The organism is Mariniflexile fucanivorans, assembly GCF_004341235.1.
Lineage (GTDB): Bacteria > Bacteroidota > Bacteroidia > Flavobacteriales > Flavobacteriaceae > Mariniflexile > Mariniflexile fucanivorans.
Genome location: NZ_SLUP01000006.1, coordinates 236,138 through 261,748 on the forward strand (window position 1 = coordinate 236,138; position 25,611 = coordinate 261,748).

Sequence of the window (25,611 nt, forward strand, 5' to 3'; positions counted from 1 at the left end):
ACGAAAAACATACCCATTAAAAGATTATTATTAACTAACTACAACGAATGCGAACACCAATTTTTCTTATCAAAAATTATGGCATTTGGTCTATAAAAAGAAACTCTATTGAATTTATTAACTACTTTTAAGTTTTTAATACTGTAATAGTTTAAGCTTTTAATACGGATGAATTTCAACATTACAAATCACAACTTTTTTTCAGATGTATTTGAAAAGCATAAAATTCATACACTTTATAAAAGCGTCATTAACACATACACCAATTCAAATATAATTGAAGAAACATATGGTGATGAAGAAATTATAACGCCCAATATAACCACCTTTGCTTATGTTCCTGATTACTTAGAAACAATTACCCAAAACCATTTTGTATGCCATAAAGTATTTTTAAAACTAGGGTATTTAGCAAATCTTAAAAATTGTAATTCCATAGAAGACTATACCAAAACACATTTTAAAAGTAGCTTTAGAAATAATATCAAACGATCTGTTAAACGTGTTGAATCCTGTCTAAGTAGCCATTATAAAACCTACTATGGCAGTATTTCCCATAATGAATATACGGTATTGATGGAGGCATTCCATAAGATGCTTATGAAGCGTTTTAACCAGCGTAATGATAAGAATTTGATATTGGAAAACTGGGCATATTATCTGGAAACGGCATTTGATAAAATCAATCAAAAAAAAGCATCTCTTTTTGTAATGTATAATAATGATGAACCTATTGCTTTTGCATTAAACTTTCATGCTAAGGACACGTTCTATTTCTCAATACCAACGTTTAATTTAGATTATTATAAGTTCACGCTTGGTAACGTGGTTATTTATAAAAATTTAGAATGGTGCCTCGATAATGGTTTCAAAATTTTCGATATGGGTTATGGTGGCTTTGAAAACAAAATAAATTGGTGCAATACGACCTATAATTTTAATCATCATATTATATACCATCCAAAAAATAGAATGGGACATCTGTATACCTTGGTATTAAAAAATAAGTATAAACTTATTAATTACCTCCTGTCTAAAAATGTGAATACACTGGTGAGAAATTTAAAAAATACTTTGAAAAGTAACAAACAAATGTTCGCAGCATCCTTCACCCTCTTAAAAATTGAAAACTCAAAAACAATTAAAGAAGATGATTTACAGCAAATTAACTATAATGATAAAGAATATAATTTTTTAAAAAAACCACTTAATGATTTTTTATATTTAAACATAGAATATGTTAATGACGTATCTGTTTATAAATTCAATAATGAGCCACAGCAATATGTCTTTAAAGGAAAAAAAAGCGCAGCAACGCTAAAATTCACAAAAAGTTAGTATGAAATACATTAAACGAGAACAATTTATTTGGAATTTTTTAAAAGGTAATGAAATACCAACTTTTTTTAAAAATGTGTCACTTAACAGTACAATTTTTAATAATCCAACCAATTCTTCTAACCAGGTTGAAAACCTTCCGCTGGTCATCAATCTTTCATTATTTCCAACTTTTTTGGAATACAAATTTTTAAATGAGGAATCTTATTCCACTATAAAAATAAACAATACAAATTTATCTGGAGCAGGTATTCATATACAGCCTAATCAAAGTCTAGAAAATTATATCAATAAAACATTAAGTACACAGAGCAGGAAAAATTTAAAGAAATATAAAAATCGTTTAGAATCAAGCTTTAACATTAAATACGAATATATTTATGGTGAGATAAGTGATATTAAATACCATTTTTTAATGGCTGCTTTATTCGAAATGCTTACCAAAAGGTTTGATGAAAAGAATATGGAAAGCGTATTTCTTATAAATTGGGAAGTCTACACAAAAAACCTATTTCATTTAATAAACAACAAGAAGGCATCTTTATTTGTTATTTATGATAATGAAAAACCAATTAGCATTTCGTTAAATTATCATATAAAAAGTAAGATTCTTTTTAGTGAATGCGGGGCTTTTAATATTGATTATAATAAATTTGGTTTAGGTCATATTGATAATTATATCTTATTAAAATGGTGTATTGATAACCAATATGTGTATTTAGATTTAGGCAATGGGGTTTCTGATTATAAAAAAAAATGGTGCAATAGCATATATGAGTTTCAATATCTGATTTTTTACAAAAAAAATTCAAATATTTCCAAACTCATAATCATACCCGAACTTATTAAAGTTAAAACTAAAAACTTTTTAAAAAAGATTGGCGTAGATGTTTATATTAAAAAACTTAAACGCTTTTGGAATAATAGTAATAATATTCATACTATAAATACTAAAACTTATAGTGTAGAGGTATTGCCCATTTCTGAGTTAACCAACTATCCTAAATTAATAGAAATTACAGTAGACTTAAATCTATATTCTTTTTTAAACAAACCAATCTATGATTTTTTATATTCAAACATAGAGCATATAGATAATATATGTGTTTACAAATTAGAAAATAAGCCACAAGAGTATCTTATCAAAGGAAAAAATGCGGTGTCCATATTAAAATTCATAAATTAATTTTAATGAAATACGTTAAACGAGAACAGTTCATTTGGAATTTCCAAAACCGAGAATTAATACCCAGCTGTTATGAAAAAGTGTTTTTTAACAGCGCCAATTATAAAAATGAAAATACGAGTAACAGCACAGAACCTGTTATATATGTAAGTTTAGTGCCCACCTACCTAAAGTACACACTAATAAATGATGCTGATTACACACAAAAAAAAATAATCCATAAAGGAAAAAGTGGTGCTGGTATTCTTATTGATGGTGATTATACCGTAGACTCCTATTTACAAAAGTTTACTAAGAGGCAACTTCGCGTTAATTTAAAACGAGCCATAACCCGTTTAGAAGAATCTTTTAATATTACTTATGAATACAATTTTGGAACTATAACTAAGGAAAAATATAATAACTTGCTGTTTGAGTTACGTAGTATGCTCGAAAAGCGATTTCAAGAAAAAAATATAGAGAATATGTTTTTAAGAGAATGGGAATTGCATACCAAAGATTTATTTAATTTGATAAATAATAAAAAAGCATCCTTATTTGTTATTTATCACAGTGAAAAGCCCATAAGCATCTCATTGAACATGCACATAAAAAATAGCATTTTATTCGCAAAAATAAATGCATATGATACCGATTTTGCGAAATTTAGTTTGGGGCATTTAGATAATTATTTGCTATTAGGCTGGTGCCTTGATAATAAATATCATTTTTTAGATTTAGGCTTTGGTATATTAGACTATAAAATGAAATGGTGCAATGTGTTTTATGACTTTGAATATCATATTTACAGCAAAAAAGGGTCTTTAATTACAAAAGGAATCTCCTTTTTTGAAGTCTCAAAAATTAAGTTAAAAAACCATATTAAAAGATTAAAAATACAAGAGCATCTTCTAAACTTGAAATCTTTTTTAAAAAAGCCTAAAAAAGTAATATACCAACCTAAACCAAAGTATAAACTAAAAACTGTAACGGCTAAGGAGAGCCTCAATGAAAAAGAATTAAAGGAAATAAATATAAAAAATGAAGCCTATAAAAGTATTAGAAAGCCTATTTATAATTATTTATACTCCAATAAATTACACATAGATACTATAAAAACATACATATTAATAACAGAGGATAACTGCTTTGTTTTTAAAACAAAAAAGAACATAATTAAAATTAACATCTTATAATTATGAGTCTTAAAAAAATACATTTTCTAAGTGAATTGTTGCAAAAACACAACATACCAAGTACTTATAAAACCTTGCGTTATGAATTTAACGACAAACTCTTTTTTGAAGCAGATAATGTTGCTGAACAAAATATATATGTAGATACTTTATGTCTAGTTTGCTTCGCATTCAACTGTTTTCTTAAACCAACATTTAACAATAGTAGATTTAAGACGATAAAAATAACTCAGCAAACCCATGTCAGTTTGAGCATTATTATTCCTCCAAATACAACCCATATCAAGCAATATTTAACTGCTCATTTTAGCAAAAGTTCTAGGGCTCCTATCATAAAAAAAATGAAGCGGTTGGAAAGCTGTTTCAATATAAAATATAAGGTGTTTTATGGGTCTATTCAAAAAAAGGAGTATAAACAACTTATGGATAAAGTACATGAAATGTTAGTAAACAGGTTTAAACAGCGCAATAATAGCAATTACATTTTAAATGATTGGAACACATATTTTGAACTGTTTTTTCCTTTAATAAATGAAAAAAAAGCATCCATATTTGTAATATATAATAAAGATACTCCCATTCAAATATCCATTAATTTTCATTTCAAAAAAACATTCTTTGCCCACATACCTGCTTATGATATTGATTATGCACAATTTGGTTTAGGCAACACAGCCATATACAAACAATTAGAATGGTGTATTGAAAATAACTATGAGTTTTTAGATATGGGAAATGGTGAATTAGATTACAAGAAGAGATGGTGTAATTACCGTTATCTATTAGAAACACATATTTTTTATAAAAGAAATAGTTTAAAAGCTAGTATCATAGCCTATAAGGAGTTGAATATTATAAAAATTAAAAATTTTATAAAAATAATTATTAAAAGTGCCGTTTATAAGAAATTAAAGCAAGAGATGCTAACTAAAAAAAACTTGAAGTTTCCTGAATACACCATAGAAAATTTAAATGAGACGGAAATTCCAAAAGCTAATAATTTAGAACTCGTTGATTTAAAAACCAATCCTTTTTTTAAAGACATTAAAAAACCTTTATTCAATTTTATATACAATACTAAAGACCATTTTGATGCCATTAAAATATATAAAATAAAAAACAAAACCCATTCTTTTTTAATTTTAGGAACGAAAAAAAACATGGTAATAAACTTTAACAAAAATAAATAAGCCAAAATAAATTAAACATATTCTTAACTTATAACATAAAGCAACATGGTAATGCATAAGAATTTTCACGAAACAATGGCTATAAAACACAAGGTGCCAGATGGTTACCTAAAACTGTGTTTTACTCATAACAAAACCAATATATACCATTTAAAAAAAGAAAATCTAATTGCCAATAATACAGTACTTAACGTTTCTTTATTTCCATCATACATAGAACCTCAATTTAGTAATAGCAACGCTATCGATGTGGTTAAAATACCTCAAAAAAAAATCATAGGTTATGCGGTGTTAATAAAAAACCATCCTGATTTAGAAACCCTCTTTAAAGTAGAATACAAAAAAAATTTTAGAGCCAATATTTTAAGGTTTGTTAATAGATTCGAATCATGTTTTAACGCCAATTACAAGCTATTTTACGGAGATATAATGAAAGAAGAGTATTTGTTTTTAATGAATACCTTACACAATATGCTTACTGCAAGATTCCATCAACGTAACGATTCCAATAAAGTATTAGCTAACTGGAACAGCTATTTGGATTCGACCAATGATTTAATAAAAGAAAAAAAAGCATCATTATTTGTTATTTATAACAACACCACTCCTGTACACATTTGTTTGAACCACCATTTTAATAATATACTATTCGTATCGGTGCCTTCGTACGATATTAATTATTCCAAATTTGCATTGGGAAATGTTTCGCTTTATAAACTTTTAGAATGGAGTGTGAACAATAGATATCAAATTATGGATATGGCACAAGGTTACTTAGAATACAAACGCAGATGGAGCAACCTAATTTACGACTTCGAACACCATATAATCTACCCTAATAAAAACACAATTAATAAATTTTTAGCTAAAATTGAAATTCAAAAATTACATTTTAAAAATTATTTGAAATCGAAAAATATCGATGATTTGGTTGAAAACATTAAAAAACGACTTAAAAAGAACGCCACATACACAGAAGATTTACTGTACGAATTTGACACTGTAGAACTATCAAATAGCAATGCAACAACAAACATTACGATAAACAGCCATACATTTAACAAAATAATTAAACCAATCAATGATTTTTTATATACTCATAAGGAACACCTAGACGATTTAAAGGTTTTTGAACTCATCAAAGAAAAGGAATATATACTCCAAGGAAAAGGAATGATTCAAAAGTTATATTTAAAATAAGATCATCGCTTTTTTTTTAACTTTAAACTAAAAAACATAAGAAAATAAGCATAAAAAAACTATATTGGCTTGTAGAAACCCTATTCTGCCATGCAAGTATTTATAAAAAAGTTTAAAACACTTTGTAATATGGTTACAAGTGGTCATATCAAGCAAATCTTCATTATAATAAAAAACAGAACCTACTCTAATACCTATTGGTATTTTGTTAGAAGAGATTTAAATCTTGGTTTAATTGGAGAAGTTCCTAAAACAAAAATAGATATAAAACTGCGTCCTTATAAAAGCTCCGATCATCAATATTTTAGCCATTTAATACTCGATGACATGCTTTTAAACGCCAACATACCCACCTGCTATGTGGCGGTTACCAATGAAGATGTACCTTGTTTTAGGCAATGGCTTATAGAACCGTCTCAAAATGAAAAAATAAAAGGTTTTTTTGGTGATAATTTCCCTTTATTGGCTGCTGATGAATGTATTTTTGAAAGAGCTTATGCAGTGAAAGAATATAGAGGCATGAATTTATACCCCACAGTAAATTATATACTTGGTAAAAAAGCATTAGATTTAGGTTATCGATGGGTTGTTGCTTGTATAGATATTAATAACGCAGCTTCTTTAAAAGCAGCGTTAAAGTTGGAAACAAGGCCCTACAAATTACAAATAACAAAATGGAGGTTTTTTACAAGAAAAGTTAGTTACACTCATATTCCAGAAAAATTAAAAAAACAAAATCCATGGCTATTTCCTGATGAAAACAGTTAAATTTTGATAAATAAAACTACAAAATCATATAAAATTGATTGTTTGATTTTATGTTTTTGGAAACATCGATGTACTTAAAAAGTAAGTTTTTTGAAATTTAAAAAAATATTAAATCCAACGAAGATTTTTTATCAGAACTTATAATTTTAAAAAAATTAAACATATGCAAATAAAAAAATGACAAATAGCAAAGTGATTAAATGGGGCATTATTGGTTGTGGTAACGTAACAGAAGTAAAAAGCGGTCCTGCGTATAAAAATACCGAAGGTTTTGAACTTATTGCAGTCATGAGACGCGATGAAGAAAAACTAAAAGATTATGCTAAAAGGCATGGTATTAAAAAATACTATACCAACGCCGACGATTTAATTAATGATGATGAAGTAGACGCAATTTATATTGCAACCCCACCAGACACCCACAAACTCTACGCTTTAAAAGTAGCCGAAGCTGGTAAAATTTGTTGTATTGAAAAACCAATGACACCCAATTATACCGAAAGTTTAGATATATATGATGCTTTTAACAAAAAAAAATTACCATTGTTTGTTGCCTATTACAGACGTTCCTTACCCCGGTTTTTACAAATTAAAGAATGGTTAAATACCAATTCTATTGGTAATGTAAGACATATTAATTGGCATTTCAGTAGGCCAGCTAGCGATTTTGATAAATCGGGCGAATACAATTGGCGTACCGATGCTAGCATTGCGCCTGCTGGTTATTTTGACGATTTAGCAAGTCATGGATTAGATTTGTTTAATTTTCTTTTAGGAAATATTAAAGAAGCCCATGGTATTAGTTTAAATCAGCAAGGTAATTACACAGCTAAAGATGCAATTACAGCATGTTGGTTGCATAAAAATAACATAACGGGGTCTGGAACTTGGAATTTTGATTGCCATGACTCCATTGATAAAGTAACTATTTATGGTAGTGAAGGACGCATTGAATTTTCAATATTTCATGAAAATGCCATCGTTTTAGAAAGTATAAATAAAACCGAAGAACTTTTTATTGATAATCCGAAGCATATACAAATCTATCATGTGGAAGCCATGAGAGATATGCTAATTAATAAAAACATCGAACATCCTTCTACGGGTAAAACAGCACTTCACACCAATTGGGTGATGGATAAAATCCTCGGCATTTTATAATTCTTAAAGTACTTCAGCTATTATATTATACATTTATAGCTTGTTTTTAACTTTATTATAGTACTTAATTATTTGTTTTATAGTATTTTTAAGTCGACTAACTCAAAAAAATAATTAAAAGTTAACTTCTTGTTAGCATTATTAAATTTACTATGAACCAAGGCAAACTTCACGTAACACGGTACTCTTGTGTCGTATTGGCACTATTTACACTCTTATCTTTTCAAAATATAGAGGCACAAAAAAAGAAAACGAAGAAAGGCGAAACAACAGAAGCCCCTGCCCCAACAGCAAAAAAAGAAAAATCCATTGCTGAACTGGTTAAATCCAGTAAAAAAATTGAAGGATTATTCCCTATCTATCAAGATACTATTACAGGGAGTTTACAAATGATCATATCTAAAAATCAAATAGATAAGGAGTTTATATATTTCAGTCAAATTGCCAATGGAGTTTTAGATGCTGGGAGAGTTATTAGAGGTTCTTATATGGGCTCAGAAGTATTTAAAATTGAAAAATATTTTGATAAAATTGAATTTATTATCCAAAATACCTCGTTTTATTTCGATCCAGAAAATCCGCTTTCAAAATCTAAAGACGCCAATATTAGTAATGGAAACATCGCCAGTATTACCATTTCTGCACACGACAAGGATAAAGGTCTCTATTTAATTAAAGCAGACGATTTATTTTTAAGCGAAATATTAGCCCAAATTAAAAGACCAAGCAGTCCTGGGGAATCTCCAACAGCATTCAAACTTGGTAGTTTAAATAAGGATAAAACAAAAATTAACGCCATCAATAATTACACTGAAAACACAAATTTAGAAGTGGAATATGTGTACTCATCCCCTTCTATTTCTAATAGAGGTTCTAATGCTGTTGCAGATGGCAGAAACGTAAGCATTAAAGTATTTCATAGTTTAATGGCCATGCCAGATAATGACTACGAAGTAAGGTACGACGACCCTAGAGTTGGCTATTTCACAACCCAAGTAGATGATAAAACAACGACAAAAAGCATCCCATACAGAGATCTTATTCACCGATGGAATTTAAAAAAGAAAGACCCTAATGCAGCCATTTCGGAACCTGTTGAACCTATTACGTGGTGGATAGAGAACTCGACACCACTAGAATGGCGAGAAACGATTACCAACGCAGTTTTACAATGGAATATTGCTTTTGAAAAAGCTGGATTTAAAAATGCTATGGTGGTTAAAATACAACCAGACGATGCCACTTGGGATGCAGGTGATTTAAAATATAATGTGTTACGTTGGACCTCTTCTCCAGAACCTCCTTTTGGTGGCTACGGACCTAGTTTTGTAAACCCTAAAACCGGTGAAATTTTAGGAGCCGATATTATGTTGGAATTTGCCCATTTTACCAATCGTGTATTTTATGATAAAATTTATAGTTTAGCAACATTAGATACGCCTTTTGATGCATCAAAAAACAACGAAACAGATCACACTTACTGTTCTCTTGGGCATCAATTACAAGAAGAAGTCATGTTTGCTAACACAACGGCTATGGCTTCTGCAAATTCCGATTATGAAATGGAACGCATCAAAAAGGAATCGATGACAGCGTTGATTATGCACGAAGTTGGACATACGTTAGGCTTAAATCATAATATGAAAGCAAGTCAGTTATTTTCACCAGAACAATTAAATGATGCCGCTTTTATAGAAGGTAAATGTTTAACGGCTTCTGTAATGGATTATGCAGCCCTAAATGTTACAAGGGACAGAACCAAACAAGGACAATATGATGATGTTGCTGTGGGACCGTACGATGTTTGGGCTATTCAATTGGGGTATAAACCATTTGCTTTAGAAATGGAACACCAAGCTTTACTTAATGAATCAACAAAACCAGAACATATTTTTGGTAATGATTCTGATGATATGCGTTCGCCAGGAAAAGCCATAGACCCAAGAGTGAATGTATCCGACCAATCGAACGATCAAATTACATGGTCTATCGATCGTATTGAACTATCAAACGACTTGATGAAAACTGTGAAAACAAAATTCACGAAATCTGGTGAATCATATCAAGAATTAAGACGCGTTTATTATATATTAAGCGGTCAAAAAGCATCTGCAGCCAATACCATTTCTAGGTTTATTGGCGGTGTGTATGTGGATAGAGCCATGGCGGGACAAGTAGGAGAAATGCAACCTTATACACCTGTAAGTTTAAAAGATCAAAAACGTGCGATGGATGCTTTAAGCAAATACGTTTTTGCTCCCAATGCTTTTGATGCACCTAACGATTTGTTCAATTATTTAGCCATGCAACGCCGAGGTTTTGATTTTAGAACGCCTGAAGATCCTAAAATTCATAACCAAGTACTCACCTATCAAAAAAATGTATTAAACCATCTTTTGCATTATAATACACTGCAAAGAATTTCAGATTCCGAATTATATGGCAATGATTATAAATTATCTTCTGTCATGACTGACTTAAACAATGCTATTTTTAAAGCTGACATTAATGGAAATGTGAATTCATTTAGACAAAATTTGCAGTTAGAATACACAAACATGCTTATAGGCATACTAACAGGTAAGCAAAGTAGCAATTACACAAATAATGCTAAATCGATGGTTTTATATAATTTAAAGAATATTAGAACCATGGCAAGTGCCACAGGAGATATTGCCTCTGTAGCCCATAAACAACATTTAAGAACGCTTATAGACAACGCTTTAGAGGAAGTTAAATAAGTTATTTATGCTTTAAAATAAACAAAGCTACTTCTAAATAATAGAGGTAGCTTTTGTTTTTGTGAGCTAGTCATGTTTCTTTTTAGGAACAAAAATATTGTTTACTTTATGTTTCATTTTCTAACACAGCAAATATAATTCAATTTTTATGCCGAAATTATAATATTAATAAATAAAATCAGATTACTTTTATAAGTGACTTTTACAGAATATCACAGTCATACAAATTATTAAAATGAATAATTGCTTTTTATGAATAAAACGCTATCATCAGCAAAAGCCAATTTCGGCACTTTACCCGTATTTTTAACTGCTATTTCTACCATACTTGGTGCTGTCATGTTTTTGCGCTTTGGCTTTGCCGTTGGTTCGGTTGGATTTATGGGCACTTTACTTATCATAATTATTGGGCATTTAGTTACCATCCCTACAGCCATGGCCTTAGCCGAAATTGCAACAAACCAGAAAGTTGAAGGTGGAGGCGAATATTTTATAATTTCTAGATCTTTTGGTGTTAATATTGGTGCTGCCATTGGTATAGCCTTGTATTTATCGCAAGCCATTAGTGTGGCGTTTTATGTTATTGCTTTTGGTGAAGCTTTTGAAGCTATTAAACCATGGGTTATTACAGAATTTGGTTATGAAATATATGATAACCGATTATTTACCATTCCTGCTTTGTTACTATTAATATGGCTTATGGTTACTAAAGGCGCCGATTTAGGCATGAAAGCATTATATGTTGTTGTAGCTATTTTAGCAGTATCACTAGTGTTGTTTTTTATGGGAACTACAGAGTTTTCGCAAGTTTTTGATAGTTCTTTAATGTTTAAAAACGTAGAGTCAAACAAAGGCTTTTTTTATGTTTTTGCCATTATTTTTCCTGCTTTTACTGGTATTACAGCAGGTGTAGGTTTATCTGGAGATTTAAAAGATCCTAAAAAATCTATCCCGATGGGTACGCTGGCAGCAACATTTATTGGCATGGTAATTTATGTTTTTATAGCTTATAAATTAACCATATCTGCTAGTGCATCCGATTTGATAAACGACCAACTTATAATGAGTAAAATTGCCTTATGGGGTCCTATTATTCCAATTGGTTTGGCTGCTGCTACTATTTCTTCCGCATTAGGGTCTTTTATGGTAGCACCTAGAACTTTACAAGCCATAGGTGGTGATAAAGTGTTTCCTAATCGCCTCGTTAATTTTTGGGTTTCTAAAGGAACTTCAAAAAATAACGAACCTAGAAATGCTACCATCCTAACGAGTCTTATTGCTATTGTATTTGTTTTAATGGGAGACGTTAATGCTGTTGCAGAAGTGATATCCATGTTTTTCATGGTTACTTATGGGTCATTATGTCTTATTTCATTTATGCAACATTTTGCAGCAGACCCATCCTACCGTCCTTCATTCAAATCGAAATGGTACTTATCGCTTTTAGGAGCCATTATGTGTATTTATTTAATGTTCAAAATAAATACACCTTATGCCATTGCCGCCATAGCATTAATGGTTTTGTTATATTTTTATATTTCGACAAAAAGTGACACTAAAAAAGGAATGGCAAATATATTTCAAGGTGTTATTTATCAATTTAGTAGAAGAATGCAAGTTTTTTTACAAAAAGCAGATAAGGATAATACTGAAGAAAACTGGAGACCTGCCGTACTGTGTTTATCAAAAGACAGTTTTGAACGCTATGGCGCTTTAGAAATGATGAAATGGATTTCCCATAGATATGGTTTTGGCACCTATATTCACTTTGAAAAAGGTTATTTTTCATCTGAATCTAAAAAAATAGCTGCGGAAAAGCTAGACAAGTTAATTAAAATGGCGTCTTTAAATAAATCGAATGTATTTTTAGAAACACTTATTTCCCCTTCAAATACGGCTGCCATAATACAAGCGATACAACAACCAGGAATTTCTGGACAGCCAAATAATATGATGCTTTTTGAATATAAAAAAGGCGAAAAGGAATGGCTAACCGATATTATTGATAATTATAGTGTATTGAAAACAGCACAATACGATTTGTGCATACTGGCGAGTTCTGACAAAGGTTTTGGCAATAAAAAAGACATACACGTTTGGATACGCAAAGAAGATTATGAAAATGCTAATTTAATGATTTTACTATCTTATATTATTTTAGGGCATTCTGATTGGCATAAAGGCGAAATAAAACTATTTGCAACATTCCCAAAAGAAAATTTAAAACAAGAACAAGAAAACTTAATAGAACTTACAAGTTCTGGTAGGTTACCAATATCTGCAAATAATATTCGTGTTTTACCGCTAGATCAAGATAAAAAACGAATTGATATTATTAATGAATATTCTATGGATGCCGATTTAACCCTTATTGGTTTTCATGAAAGTATGATGAAAGTAGACAATGGCACAGCCTTCTTTGATGAATACAACAAAATAGGTAATGTACTATTTATAAATACATTAACGTCTAAATTTATTAAGTAATAGTATCATTTTTAATATAAGAGATTAAATTAAATCTATTTTTTTTTAATTATTTTTTTCCTTAATGATAACAAATAACCTACTAAAACACCAATACCAAAACTGCCTAAAATTATTAATACTCTAGACATAGATAATTTCCAAAAAAAGAATTTCACATCGGTAACTTCAACATTTTGTATAGAAAAAATCACAATAACTAATACAAATAAAAGTCCTAAAACAGTTCTAAAATTCATTGTTTATAATGTTTTAATGTTGTTATAAAATTAATTGTTATTTCTTTATAATTTACGATTTATCACATAAATCCTTAACAATAATCTCTGAATTTCCAAAAACAGATATAACTTCTAACTTTTTATTGAAGATTCAAACATTTATTAGCTACTAGCATACAAGTAAATATCTAGAAGAATTTATTATTATTTAGGAGTATTTAGGTTCTTTACCTTTTACACCTTTATAGAATTGATGCATAAATTCAAAATCTGCTTTTATATCATCGGTTGGGTAAAAAGGTTCTGAAATATAATTTTGTTTCCTTTCAAAATCGAGCGTAAACATGATGATAGGTACATTTGCTTTTTTAGCGATGTAGTAAAAACCGGTTCGCCACGCCTCTACTGTTTTTCTGGTTCCTTCTGGAGCCATAGTCATTCTAAATTCTTCTTTCTCATGAAATAGTTTAGCAATGGCATCCACTTTGTTTTCATTAGTACTTCTATTAATAGGCATACCTCCAAGCGCTTTAAAAAACCATCCAAAAGGAAATATAAAAAGTTCTTTTTTGCCAACAAAATTGGTTTTGATCTGTACAACGGCACGCAATAAAACACCTATGTAAAAGTCGTGCCAACTGGTGTGAGGCACAGCTATTATAATAGCTTTTTTAATAGTGTTTTTAGACATATTGGTATTGCCAACAACTTTCCATCCTAAAACCTTAAAATATATAAGGTTGGCTAACCACTTCATATTACATTTTTTGATAAAGCTCCTTTAACTTTTTAGGCGTTATAATTTGTTTCCAATTTTTGCCTAAGGCATTTTCCCAAAGTGGAGCTAAATTTAATGTAATGCTTATCATTTTATCAAAATCCGCATCGCTTAAGTCCGCACAAATACCTTGTGGCAATGTTATATGATGCTTTTCTTTCATTGCTTTAAAAACCTTTACACCTTCTGGATAAAATTCTTCCAAATGATCAAAAACGATACAGTTTCCAATACCGTGTTTTACACCTAATACGTAAGCCAAAGCGTAACTCATGGCATGCGCAACACCTACTTGGGAGTAAGCAATACTCATACCACCATGCCATGAAGCCATCATGAGTTTTTCTTCAGATGCTTCGGTAGATAAATTATTATCTAAAAATATTTCTTTACACAGCTCTAAAGCCAAGGTACCGTAGGTTTCACTAAAAGTGTTTAAATAGGTGCCTTCCAACGATTCTATGCAATGAATATAGCAATCCATTCCAGTATAAAACCACTGTTCTTTTGGAACATCTTTAGTAAGTTCAGAATCTAAAATAACTTGATCGAAAGGTGTAAAATCTGAATTAATCCCTAACTTTTTTTCAGGGCCAATTAGAACCGTTGTTCTGGAAACTTCGGCACCCGTCCCCGATATAGTTGGAATACCAACATGATATATGGCCGCATTTTTCACTAAATCCCAACCTTGATAATCTTTAGCTTCCCCTTCATTGGTAAGCATAATAGATACCGCTTTGGCTAAATCTAAAACAGAGCCACCACCAATACCTATGATGCCCGATGGCAATTCTTTTGTAGTTAATATAATATCTTCAACGATGGCATCAACTTGCGATGTTTTTGGTTCTTCTTTAGTTGATATAAACAGTATTTTATCATTGTAGGCTAATGGAATTCGTGAAGTTAACCATGAATTATTTCTAAACACATCATCTATTAAATAAATAAATGGGGCGTTCATACTTAAGCGTTTTGGGGCTAAAATTTCACTTAACTGGTTGAAACTACCTCTGCCAAAAACTACTTTTGACACCATGGGAAAGTTTTTATAACTCATTTAATTTATTTTCTTTTTCAAGATGTAAAAATACTAATATTTTAATTTTTCTTGTTTAATTACTTACACTTTTAACTTAATAATTTTAAAAGATCCTTTAAACTACTTATTGTTTTGTAGTTCTTTCCATTAGTCTCTTTTTCTGTAACCTGTTCGTGTACCCAAGTGGTATGAAAAGGCACATGAATGGCATGTGCTTTTATATTAACTAAAGGCAACACGTCCGATTTAAGAGAATTTCCAATCATTAAAAACTCAGATGGTTTAATATCGAGATGGTTTAATAATTTTGAATAATTAGCTTCTTGCTTATCGCTTAATACTTCAATATGATGAAAATATTTTGTTAAACCCGATTTTTCAAGTTTACGTTCTTGGTCTAATAAATCGCCTTTAGTCGCTAAAATAATTCTATATTTTTTTGATACTACTTTTAAAACATCTTCTACCCCATCAAGCAACTCAACAGGCTTGTTTAGCATGTCTTTACCTATATTTAAAATAGCTTCAATACTTTTTGTTGAAATATTATAGTTAGACTGCTCTAAGGCACTTTCAACCATCGATAACACAAAGGCTTTAACACCATAACCATACATTGGTAAATTATCAATTTCTTTTTTAAATAGCTCTTGATCGATTGTATTCAAGGTTTCGTATTCTGATAATAACTTACCGAATTCCACTTCGGCATCACGAAAATACGTTTCGTTTACCCACAGCGTATCATCGGCATCAAACCCAATTACTTTTATGTTTTTATAATCTATTTCCATGCTTTTTTAGCGCGTTCTAAATCTTCTGGGGTATCAATTTCTACACCTTCGGTGGATGTTTCTACCATTTTAATACGCTTCCCATATTCCAAATAACGTAACTGTTCCAGTTTTTCGGAAGCTTCCAAAGTTAACATCGGGAACTTATAAAAATCCAATAAAGCTTGTTTTCTAAAGGCATAAACCCCTTTGTGTTTAAAATACTTAACAGGAACATTTTTATCTCTTGGATACGGAATGGGACTTCTTGAAAAATAAAGCGCGAAGTCAAATTTATCAATGACAACTTTAACGGTATTGGGGTTGTTAATTTCATCCTCATTAGAAATATGAACCATTAAGGACGCTAAATCGATATGTTTATCGTGGTCATTCTTAAATACGGCTATTAATTTTTCCAGAGATTCTTTATCTGTAAACGGTTCGTCGCCTTGTACATTAATAACTATATCAATATTTAAAAACTCAATAGCTTCGGCTATTCTGTCGCTACCACATTCATGTTCTTTTTTACTCATCATGGCTTTTCCACCATGGTTTATAATTTCATTATAAATGATATCGCTATCGGTAACTACTATCACATCATCAAACAAGTTGGTGTTAACGGTTGCTTCGTAAGTACGAACAATCACCGATTTCCCACCAAGGTCTTGCATAAGTTTTCCTGGAAAGCGTGATGCACTATAACGTGCAGGAATCATTGAAATAATCTTCATATATTAAAAATTCTTTTTCAAAAATAGAATAAAAATTAGTGGTTTTTTATTTTAGGCGATGTAAACTTTTTATAGAACTTAAAAATTACAAAAAATAATAGAAAAACCAATATTATTGCTAGAAAAGGTAGAAATATAGAAACAATAGACATTATTATGGATGTTCCTGTTTCTACCGTTGAAACTATGGGGTTTGCCATACCACCTGTTGTAGCAGTTGAAGTTAGTCGTGTTGCACTCGAAGTTCCTGAAATAGCTGCTGCGGTTCCGCCACCTGCAATAATAGCTAATGCCCAAGTAACTACGGGACTTAAATCGGACACGGTTGAAAGCATCACCGCCGTTCCTGCAAGTGCCGCTAGTGGTACGGATATACTATCAAGTAAATTATCTACATACGGAATAAAATAGGCGAAAATTTCAACAACTGTGGCAACACCCAGTGTTATCAATGCCGTAGTACTCCCAATCCATTGCCAGGAGTCGTTAAGTTGCCAAACATCAAAAAAAGTAGCTAAACTTAAAGCAAACAAAGGCAAAAACACTCGAAAACCCACCGATGCTGAAAGTCCGATACCTAGGCAAATACTAATGATGGTTTCTAAGCTCATAAATTCCTAAAAGAACATTTTAAATTATACTATAAATATAAAGATTTGTTTCTAAAAACTGTGACCACCACTGTAAACTGTTCTTAATTTTCCTCAAAAAAATCATCTGTAAAACCTATAAGGTACAGTTTTTCTTTGGCTCTGGTTACAGCGGTGTATAACCAGCGTAAATAGTCCTTATCAATACCATTTGGTAAATAAGGTTGCTCCACAAAAACGGTATTCCATTGTCCACCTTGCGATTTGTGGCAGGTTATGGCATACGAAAACTTAACCTGCAACGCATTAAAATGTTTACTCGCTTTTACTTTTAAAAACTTTTTATATTTACTGGTTTCACTTTCAAAATCTTTCATCACCTCTTGATACAATCTGTTGGAATCTTCATAGGATAACGAAGGTGTTTCAGATTCAATAGTGTCTAACAACAAAACGGTTTCAAAAGGAGCCATTTTAGGGTAATCGACCATGCGTATTTTAACTTCCGCAAAGCGAAAACCATATAATTCTGTAATGCTGAAAATTTCTAGCACTTCAATAATATCCCCATTGGCTATAAAACCTGCTTCGGTGATTGGTTTTATCCAAAAATAATTATTTTTTACGACCATTAGGTAATCGCCCGCAGACAATTCACTTTCATTAAATAAAATTCTACTTCTAATTTGTTGGTTGTATAAATTGGCGCGTTTGTTACTTCGAACTATAATGGCAGTTTCTTCATTTCCTAAATTGCCATAAGCATCATTAATAGCATCCATAATTTCATAACCATCAATAAGCCTAACAATATCTTTAAAATGTGCCAGATCGAACTTAAACGCATCATTAAAGCCATTAGACAAAGCTTCACGTAGTACCGTAGCATTTACAAGAATTCCAGAATCTTGTTCTTGCCTTACTACTTCATCTAATTCCATTCTAGTAACTTCTTTATTATAATTTAAAGCCAGCGTGTTTTCATCCAAAGCAGGACTTAAATCTAACTTTACAGGTGGTAATTGTGCCGTATCACCTATTAAAAGTAGTTTGCATTGGTGCCCAGAATAAACATATTGCATTAAATCGTCCAACAACGAACCATTTTCAAACAATTTAGAATCGCCAGGGGTATCTGGTATCATGGACGCCTCATCAACAATAAAAATGGTGTTTTTATGTTTATTGGGTTGCAGCACGAACGATACGCCTCCACCCTTCTCTTTTTTAGGAAAATATATTTTTTTATGAATGGTAAATGCCTCTTTTCCCGAATAATTAGCGATTACTTTAGCTGCTCTACCTGTTGGAGCCATTAAAACCGAACTTTTTTTCGCTTTCCATAAATTGTTAACAATAGTGCCTACAATAGTGGTTTTTCCAGTACCAGCATAGCCTTTTAGCAGATAAAGCGTATTTGGGGCCTTATTAAAAATAAATTCTGAAAGCTGTTGTAAAACAATATTTTGTTTGATGGTAGGTTGAAACGGAAACTGCTGTTTTATAAGGGAATAGAATTCAGATGGGGTCATTAATATTTGTAAATTAAAAATTATTCAAAGATAGTAATGATTTTTAGTGTGAATTGATTTTAACGATTAAAAAAAAATTGTAGATTTGCGAAACACCTTTAATAAACTTTTTAAATTATAAAACGATTATGTTGAATTTTATTCTTATTGCTGTTGGAGCTATAGTACTAACAATTGTCTTGGTTAAGCTAGTTGATAAATTTATACCTTCTAAATTTAAGCCAGTATTAAATATTGCGCTTTGGTTATTAATTGCTTTTTTGGGTTACCAAACATATATGTCTATTTACACACCTATTTTATTCAACCAAGAAAAAGACAAACGTTATGCTGAAGTAATTAAAAATTTAATTGACATTAGAGATTCTCAATTAGCTTACAAACAAGTAAATGGTAAGTTTACAGATAATTATGATGAATTAGTGAAATTTATTGAAAATGGTCAATACACCATCATACAGCGTAAAGATGCTAGTATCATTGATACTGAATTAACAAAACGTTTTGGAGTTGATACTTATAAAGATATTGTGATTGTTGATACTTTAGGCTTTGTTCCTGTAAAAGATTCATTATTTAAAAATTCAACACGATACAAAACCATGATGAATGTTCCTGTTGGAAAACCAGATGAAAAATTTAAATTAGAAGCTGGATTTATAAGACAGAATGATATAAACATACCTGTGTTTGAAGCTTCTGTTAAAAAAGATATTATTTTATACGACCAAGATAAAGACATGGTTACTCAAGAAAACCAAGTGATTTCGGTTGATGGTGTAAATGGAGATGCTTTAAGAGTAGGCTCAATGAGTGAAGTTAAAACTATTGGAAACTGGCCAAAAACTTATGGCTCTAACGAATAAAACGTTTAACAAACTAAATAATCTAGAATTGTCCATTCAAATAAGTTTGAGTGGACTTTCTTTTTGTATCCTACAAAGAGATACCCATACTATTATCAATTTAAAAGAAGTTAGTTTTCAAAAAAAACTGAATCCTTTAGAAGTTTTAGATTATTTGAAACATCTTTTTAATACCGAAAACGTTACACAACACACGTATAATAGCATAACCATTATACACGATAACGAACTTTCTACACTAGTGCCTAAACCTCTATTTAATGAAGAATGTATTGCCGATTACCTAAAGTTTAATTCTAAGATTTTAGTATCCGATTTTATAGCACACGATGAAGTTCTTGTAAACGATAGCGTAAATGTTTATGTACCTTATATAAACATAAACAACTTTATTTACGACCAATTTGGTGCCTTTACCTTCAAGCATGTTTCTACCGTTTTAATTGAAGAAATTTTACAGCTTGAAAAAAATGCTAGTACTCCAAAAGTCTATGTAAATATTAGTAAAAGCCATTTTGAGATTATTATCGTTGATAATGCTAAACTCATTTTATACAATACCTTCGAGTATAACACACCCGAAGATTTTATTTATTACGTACTGTTTGCTACCGAGCAATTAAACCTAAACCCAGAAACGTTTAGTTTAGTTTTTATTGGAGACGTTTCAAAAGAAGACGCACTATACACCATAGCGTATAAATACATTAGGAATATAAGTTTTGGAAACAGAAATGAGACTTTCAGTTACATAGAAAAGCCAAAAACCAACCATTCCAATTTCACTTTAATAAAAAGTTTGTAATGCGCATTATTTCAGGAATTTACAAAAGCAGAAAAATTGTAGCACCAAAAAATTTACCGGTGCGCCCCACCACCGATATGGCCAAGGAATCCTTGTTCAATATTATAAACAACAACTTTTATTTTGATGAAATAATCGTGTTAGATTTATTTGCCGGAACAGGTAACATCAGTTACGAGTTTGCTTCTAGAGGTACCGAACAAATCACTTGCGTAGATCAAGATTTTGGTTGCATCAAGTTTATTAATAAAACGGCTTCTGAATATAAAATGCCCATACAAACCATTAAAAGCGATGTGTTTTCCTTTTTAGAAAAAACAGCATTGCAATCTAATATCATTTTTGCAGATCCGCCTTACAGTTTTCCAGATGATGCTTTTGCTAAAATTCCCGAACTCGTATTTAAAAATAATTTACTGCTTGAAGAAGGGTTGCTTATTATAGAGCATTCTAAACATACCGATTTATCAAAACTAAATAATTTTAGTTACTCAAAAAGCTATGGTGGTAACGTATTTAGTTTTTTTGAATACCCAACAGAATAAAAAAACAAAGCCCTTTGCAAATACAAAGAGCCTGTTTTAAAAAGTAAATCTATAAGCCGAATTCTGTACTTTTCCTAAAAAAAGCCCTTATCATTTATCTGAGTGCATTGTTACCAATACACTTTAGCTGCTTACCCTCCAGCATCAAGCGTGCCGCCTTCAAGCACTGGTTTACATAGCATTGCACCACATAGAGTTTACCTGGTTTCACTACAGCATTACCTGTACATTCTTTCTGTTGCACTTGTCCTAGCCTTTCGGCTGGTGGCCATTAACCACTATATTGCACTATGGTGTTCGGACTTTCCTCCCAGATATAAAACCCGAGCGATAAGGCGATTTACTCGCCGCAAAAGTACAACACTTAACGAGCAATTTGCAACAAATAAAAATAATTAAATTTTGGGCGTTACCTAAAGGTCGGGCTTTTGGCAGTCGCTCTCTGCGAGGAGCTCCAACAATGCCTCAATCCCTAACGCAGCTTGTTTACTGGGTTTTAGCATTATATGAAAAAATGTTTTGTGTAAGGAATCTTATTTACTTGTTTTTGTATAATTTATGGCTACCGCTAAACTCTGTTTAGTGGCAGCTATATTGATTTGTTTTCTTTAAAATATAAGTTGTTTTTATAAGATATATATAAACACCGCCATTAAGCAGAGCTTAGCGGTAGCGGGAGGAATATTGTGTTTTTGAGAGATTCGTTTAGCAGCTTATAAATAAAACATATTCTAAAAAAGACACTTACTTTCCGAATCTTTATATGTTTATATTCATAAACCTCACTTAAAGTCTTTAAAATTTATCTTTTATACCTCTTGTTTTATATTTTCAACTAAATATTTTGCTCTTTCATAAAGCTCATCAAAAGTTAAAATTTCCGGATTAAATATATTCCTTCTAAGCATCTCAAATGATGAATATTTATCTTCATTTACGCCATGTTCATTTAAGAATTCTGACAGTGAACCTATAATTAAGTAAGACTTGGGTTGATACAAAAAAACTTGTTCTCCAGTCAGATTTCCCTTATTATCTTTCATCTCAACTTTAGATGATATAGATTTCAAGGATTTATCTACAGTTCTTTGGATTTGAGAGATTGCCCCAGAAAGTTCATCTGACGCACTCCAAGATTCCTTTCTATAATAGTTTGTTTTTAGTAAATCCGTTTTGTGGGTTTTTATCTCAACAAAACAAAGAGAGCTTACCAATCCTTTGGTTTTTAAGAGGCCATCAACTCTTTTACCACTTGAATTAAAATCATAGCCTGCAACTACTTGTTCAAGTTTTTTTCCATCAAGTGGACTAGAAAAAATATAATTTAAACCATGTCCAAAAATCCATGGGTTAGATTCAAAAAATAATTGCCAAACTTGTTCATTTTTAATAATCTCACGTTCTTTTTTAAAAAGTTCGAAGAACCCTTGTTCATTAATAAGTTTTTGAAATACAACTAATTGTTTTTTTCTATAACCCAGAGCAACAATGTCAGAATGAGTAAGATTATTTTCAAGAAAACCTTTAATAATATCTGGATTCTTTTCTAACAAGTATTTCGTTTGAGCATCAGTAAAAACTATATTTTCAGCTTGTTCGTTTGTTACTTCAATTTTAATAGATTTAGGCTTTTTCTTTCCATATAATGAATCAATTGGGGAATATTCTATTTCCATTACTTCATCATCTATTTGTGAATAATACTCTATCGTATATCCATTAAATAGATTTAGATGCTTTAAAATATCTGCGGTTTTATAACCTTCATCTTGAAGGTGCTTTACATAAGAATACTTTAAATGACGAGGAGTTATTTCATTTGGAATTCCACAACTTTCTTTTGCCTTAATGAAAATGTTTCTTATTGAAGTTGTTGAGTAATGACTATTCTTTTTTAAACCTTCAAATAGATAATTTTTGGGTTTATACAAGATGTAGTATTCTCTTAATAAGTCAAGCGTGTAAACACCTAAATAAGTTTGTCTAACAATGTTTCCTTTATTGTTTCTTATTGATAATTTTTCGTTTTCTATATCTTTTACTCTTATATTTATTACTTCACTAGTATCCAAACCTGCCGCATAAATCAGTGTGATTATAGTTCTCTGTTTAATGTTTTTAATAGAGTCAAGTAATTTTTTTACTTCAACTTTTGATATAGAAACCGGTATAACTTTTTCAATTCTTGGAAGTTTTATTTTATCAAAACTATGTTTAATTTTGAAAACTTCAAGATACAGAAACCTTAATGCAGCATTTGCAATACGCATAGAAGATGGGCTATACTTTTTTTCATTTAAGAGGAAATCGAAAAAATCGCTAATAATTTCAAATTTTAAAGTTCTTAAAGGAGAATAATCTGAAAATTTATATAATTGATCATACCAAGACCTATAAGATTGAAGCGTTTTTTCATCAAGCTTCTCAGAAAATTTTTGTTCAGTTTGTTTATTAAATCGAAGTTTTTTCATTTTCTTTCATGAGTGATAATTCAAAGATAAAGTTCCACTTTAATTAACAATATCAATAGTCAAACAAACTTAGTCGATTTTTTCTACAAGTCCAATAAAAAACATATCACATTATCAACTTCATTTTTGTTAATAACTAATTCTAAATTCGCTATTCATAATTCATAATTTAAAATTGAATTTTTAACTTTGTTACTTGTTCAATTGGCATCAAAAAGGTGCTGTATATTGAACAAGTTCAATACAATTAAATTCAGCAAAAAATTGGAACACTTTGTAGTATCGGCTAGAAAATACCGTCCGCAAACGTTTAAAGACGTTGTGGGCCAGCAGGCTATTACAAATACCCTACTTAATGCTATTGAAAATAATCATTTAGCCCAAGCTCTCTTATTTACAGGGCCTCGTGGTGTTGGTAAAACAACTTGTGCCCGTATTTTGTCTAAAATGATTAATAGCGATGGTACCGAAACGGGCGATGAAGATTTTGCGTTCAACATTTTTGAGTTGGATGCGGCATCAAATAACTCGGTTGATGATATTAGAAGTTTAACCGACCAAGTTCGTATACCGCCACAAGTTGGTAAATACAAAGTGTATATTATAGATGAGGTGCACATGCTATCGCAAGCGGCTTTTAATGCGTTTCTTAAAACCTTAGAAGAACCACCAAAGCACTGTATTTTTATTCTTGCCACTACCGAAAAACATAAAATTATACCAACCATATTATCGCGTTGTCAAATTTTTGACTTTAAGCGAATTACTGTTCGTGATGCAAAGGAGTATTTAAAATTTATTGCCGAGGAACAAGGGGTTACTGCCGATGATGATGCACTGCATATTATCGCTCAAAAAGCAGATGGCGCCATGCGTGATGCGTTGTCTATTTTTGATAGGGTTGTTAGTTTCTCTGGAAAAAATTTAACCAGACAAGCCGTAACCGAAAACTTAAATGTTCTTGATTATGAAACTTATTTTGACAGTACCGATCTTATTTTAGAAAACAAAATACCAGAATTACTACTTCAATTTAATAATACTATTTCAAAAGGCTTTGATGGGCAGCATTATATTGCTGGTTTAGCATCGCATTTTAGAGATTTATTGGTTAGCAAAACACCCGAAACTATCGAGTTATTGGAAGTAGGTGAAGAAACCCAAAAGAAATACTTAGAACAATCGCACAAAGCTTCACAGGAATTTTTACTTCAAGGTATAAATCTGGCTAACGATTGTGACCTTAAATACAAAAACAGCAAAAACCAACGCTTGCTCGTCGAATTATGCCTTATGCAACTTGCCTCTATCACTTTTGATGGAGAAAAAAAAAATTCTAGGCACTTCATAATTCCGGCGTCATTTTTTCAAAAAAAAGGTATTAAACCGGTACCGGTAACCTTTCCAGATAAAAAAACCAACACGGTTGCTCCTGTTGAACAGAAAACTGCTGTAACTCAAAAAGAGGAAACTACTCAAAATAAATTTCAGGTGGATCAACCTGTGAAAATTGATTTAAAACAAGATACCAAACGTACTTCTGGGCTCTCTTTAAGCAGTATTAGAGCCAAAAAAGAGCATCAAATTAGACAAATGGATGTGGTGGTTGATGAGGAAAATTTACCTAAAGAACCCTTTACCGAAGCTGAATTGATACAAACCTGGAACGATTTCATAGAAATACTTCAAAAAGATGGGAAGCATAATTTAGCCTCCATCTTATCTATTGATACGCCAAAAGTAAAAGGAACTGTTATTCATTTAGAATATCCTAATGCCACTAACAAAATTGAATTAGAGCGTAATCAATACGACCTGATGATGTATATTAGAAAAACGTTAAGCAATTTTGATATTAGTCTTTCTATTACTGTTAACGAAGAATTGGAGAAGCAATATGCTTACACAACGCACGAAAAATTCGAAAAATTAAAAGAGAAAAATCCAAATATAGATATATTAAGAAAAACGTTTGATTTAGATATATAACACATTGTAT

21 protein-coding genes and 1 other RNA gene are annotated in these 25,611 nt (G+C 30.9%); 13 read left to right on the forward strand and 9 right to left on the reverse strand.

Annotation, left to right across the window (positions count from 1 at the left end; all coding sequences use genetic code 11):
* Nucleotides 1-168: 168 nt before the first annotated feature.
* From EV196_RS13480 to EV196_RS13520, 9 genes are all read left to right on the forward strand, one after another.
* Entirely contained in the window at nucleotides 169-1,338 is a 1,170-nt protein-coding gene (locus tag EV196_RS13480) for a GNAT family N-acetyltransferase (RefSeq protein ID WP_132218297.1), read from the forward strand.
* A gap of 1 nt (nucleotide 1,339) precedes the next feature.
* On the forward strand, nucleotides 1,340-2,524 hold the full coding sequence (locus EV196_RS13485; protein WP_132218298.1) for a GNAT family N-acetyltransferase: 1,185 nt from the start codon (nucleotides 1,340-1,342) through the stop codon (nucleotides 2,522-2,524).
* Nucleotides 2,525-2,529: 5 nt separating this feature from the next.
* Nucleotides 2,530-3,699 (forward strand): GNAT family N-acetyltransferase, encoded by a 1,170-nt coding sequence (locus EV196_RS13490; RefSeq protein ID WP_132218299.1) that lies wholly within the window; start codon nucleotides 2,530-2,532, stop codon nucleotides 3,697-3,699.
* 2 nt (nucleotides 3,700-3,701) lie between these two features.
* Nucleotides 3,702-4,889 carry a GNAT family N-acetyltransferase gene (locus EV196_RS13495; protein ID WP_132218300.1) on the forward strand — a complete coding sequence of 396 codons (1,188 nt, stop codon included), beginning with the start codon at nucleotides 3,702-3,704 and terminating at the stop codon, nucleotides 4,887-4,889.
* A gap of 51 nt (nucleotides 4,890-4,940) precedes the next feature.
* Nucleotides 4,941-6,089, forward strand: a complete 1,149-nt coding sequence (locus tag EV196_RS13500) for a GNAT family N-acetyltransferase (protein WP_207902864.1) — start codon at nucleotides 4,941-4,943, stop codon at nucleotides 6,087-6,089.
* Between the two features lie 90 nt (nucleotides 6,090-6,179).
* Complete coding sequence (locus EV196_RS13505) at nucleotides 6,180-6,857, forward strand: hypothetical protein (RefSeq protein WP_132218302.1); 678 nt, start codon at nucleotides 6,180-6,182, stop codon at nucleotides 6,855-6,857.
* 177 nt (nucleotides 6,858-7,034) lie between these two features.
* Entirely contained in the window at nucleotides 7,035-8,018 is a 984-nt protein-coding gene (locus EV196_RS13510) for a Gfo/Idh/MocA family protein (protein WP_132218303.1), read from the forward strand.
* Nucleotides 8,019-8,170: 152 nt separating this feature from the next.
* Complete coding sequence (locus EV196_RS13515) at nucleotides 8,171-10,759, forward strand: zinc-dependent metalloprotease (protein ID WP_132218304.1); 2,589 nt, start codon at nucleotides 8,171-8,173, stop codon at nucleotides 10,757-10,759.
* Nucleotides 10,760-11,011: 252 nt separating this feature from the next.
* Nucleotides 11,012-13,246, forward strand: coding sequence for an APC family permease (locus EV196_RS13520; RefSeq protein ID WP_132218305.1), 2,235 nt, complete (start codon nucleotides 11,012-11,014; stop codon nucleotides 13,244-13,246).
* Nucleotides 13,247-13,281: 35 nt separating this feature from the next.
* Here the strand turns inward: EV196_RS13520 and EV196_RS13525 are convergent, their stop codons facing one another.
* From EV196_RS13525 to EV196_RS13555, 7 genes are all read right to left on the reverse strand, one after another.
* Complete coding sequence (locus tag EV196_RS13525) at nucleotides 13,282-13,485, reverse strand: lipopolysaccharide assembly protein LapA domain-containing protein (RefSeq protein ID WP_132218306.1); 204 nt, start codon at nucleotides 13,483-13,485, stop codon at nucleotides 13,282-13,284.
* Nucleotides 13,486-13,675: 190 nt separating this feature from the next.
* Nucleotides 13,676-14,224: a 1-acyl-sn-glycerol-3-phosphate acyltransferase gene (locus EV196_RS13530; protein ID WP_132218307.1), complete on the reverse strand. Its 549-nt coding sequence runs from the start codon at nucleotides 14,222-14,224 to the stop codon at nucleotides 13,676-13,678.
* Nucleotide 14,225: 1 nt separating this feature from the next.
* Complete coding sequence (locus EV196_RS13535; RefSeq protein ID WP_132218308.1) at nucleotides 14,226-15,308, reverse strand: iron-containing alcohol dehydrogenase family protein; 1,083 nt, start codon at nucleotides 15,306-15,308, stop codon at nucleotides 14,226-14,228.
* Between the two features lie 71 nt (nucleotides 15,309-15,379).
* Nucleotides 15,380-16,084, reverse strand: coding sequence for an HAD family hydrolase (locus EV196_RS13540; protein WP_132218309.1), 705 nt, complete (start codon nucleotides 16,082-16,084; stop codon nucleotides 15,380-15,382).
* Nucleotides 16,075-16,803 carry a 3-deoxy-manno-octulosonate cytidylyltransferase gene (kdsB, locus tag EV196_RS13545; RefSeq protein ID WP_132218310.1) on the reverse strand — a complete coding sequence of 243 codons (729 nt, stop codon included), beginning with the start codon at nucleotides 16,801-16,803 and terminating at the stop codon, nucleotides 16,075-16,077. The genes EV196_RS13540 and kdsB overlap by 10 nt, the downstream gene beginning before the upstream one ends.
* Before the next feature lie 35 nt (nucleotides 16,804-16,838).
* On the reverse strand, nucleotides 16,839-17,414 hold the full coding sequence (locus EV196_RS13550) for a DUF4126 domain-containing protein (protein WP_132218311.1): 576 nt from the start codon (nucleotides 17,412-17,414) through the stop codon (nucleotides 16,839-16,841).
* Nucleotides 17,415-17,497: 83 nt separating this feature from the next.
* Nucleotides 17,498-18,925, reverse strand: a complete 1,428-nt coding sequence (locus EV196_RS13555; RefSeq protein WP_132218312.1) for an ATP-dependent DNA helicase — start codon at nucleotides 18,923-18,925, stop codon at nucleotides 17,498-17,500.
* 128 nt (nucleotides 18,926-19,053) lie between these two features.
* On the opposite strand from EV196_RS13555, the gene EV196_RS13560 reads away from it, so the two are divergent.
* The 3 genes from EV196_RS13560 to EV196_RS13570 are packed head-to-tail and all read left to right on the forward strand — an operon-like array spanning nucleotide 19,054 to nucleotide 21,141.
* Nucleotides 19,054-19,791 carry a hypothetical protein gene (locus EV196_RS13560; protein ID WP_132218313.1) on the forward strand — a complete coding sequence of 246 codons (738 nt, stop codon included), beginning with the start codon at nucleotides 19,054-19,056 and terminating at the stop codon, nucleotides 19,789-19,791.
* The gene (locus EV196_RS13565) at nucleotides 19,775-20,596 is read left to right on the forward strand and encodes a DUF3822 family protein (RefSeq protein WP_132218314.1); all 822 of its coding nucleotides are present in this window, start codon (nucleotides 19,775-19,777) and stop codon (nucleotides 20,594-20,596) included. The genes EV196_RS13560 and EV196_RS13565 overlap by 17 nt, the downstream gene beginning before the upstream one ends.
* Nucleotides 20,596-21,141 carry an RsmD family RNA methyltransferase gene (locus tag EV196_RS13570; protein ID WP_132218315.1) on the forward strand — a complete coding sequence of 182 codons (546 nt, stop codon included), beginning with the start codon at nucleotides 20,596-20,598 and terminating at the stop codon, nucleotides 21,139-21,141. Before EV196_RS13565 ends, EV196_RS13570 begins: the two co-directional genes overlap by 1 nt.
* Before the next feature lie 36 nt (nucleotides 21,142-21,177).
* Here EV196_RS13570 and rnpB read toward each other — a convergent pair.
* Nucleotides 21,178-21,488, reverse strand: an RNA gene (rnpB, locus tag EV196_RS13575) — RNase P RNA component class A.
* A 462-nt stretch (nucleotides 21,489-21,950) separates the two neighbouring features.
* Nucleotides 21,951-23,612: a Shedu anti-phage system protein SduA domain-containing protein gene (locus EV196_RS13580; RefSeq protein ID WP_132218316.1), complete on the reverse strand. Its 1,662-nt coding sequence runs from the start codon at nucleotides 23,610-23,612 to the stop codon at nucleotides 21,951-21,953.
* Between the two features lie 264 nt (nucleotides 23,613-23,876).
* Between EV196_RS13580 and dnaX the strand changes: the two genes are divergently transcribed.
* Nucleotides 23,877-25,601 carry a DNA polymerase III subunit gamma/tau gene (dnaX, locus tag EV196_RS13585; protein ID WP_132218317.1) on the forward strand — a complete coding sequence of 575 codons (1,725 nt, stop codon included), beginning with the start codon at nucleotides 23,877-23,879 and terminating at the stop codon, nucleotides 25,599-25,601.
* Nucleotides 25,602-25,611 lie beyond the last annotated feature (10 nt).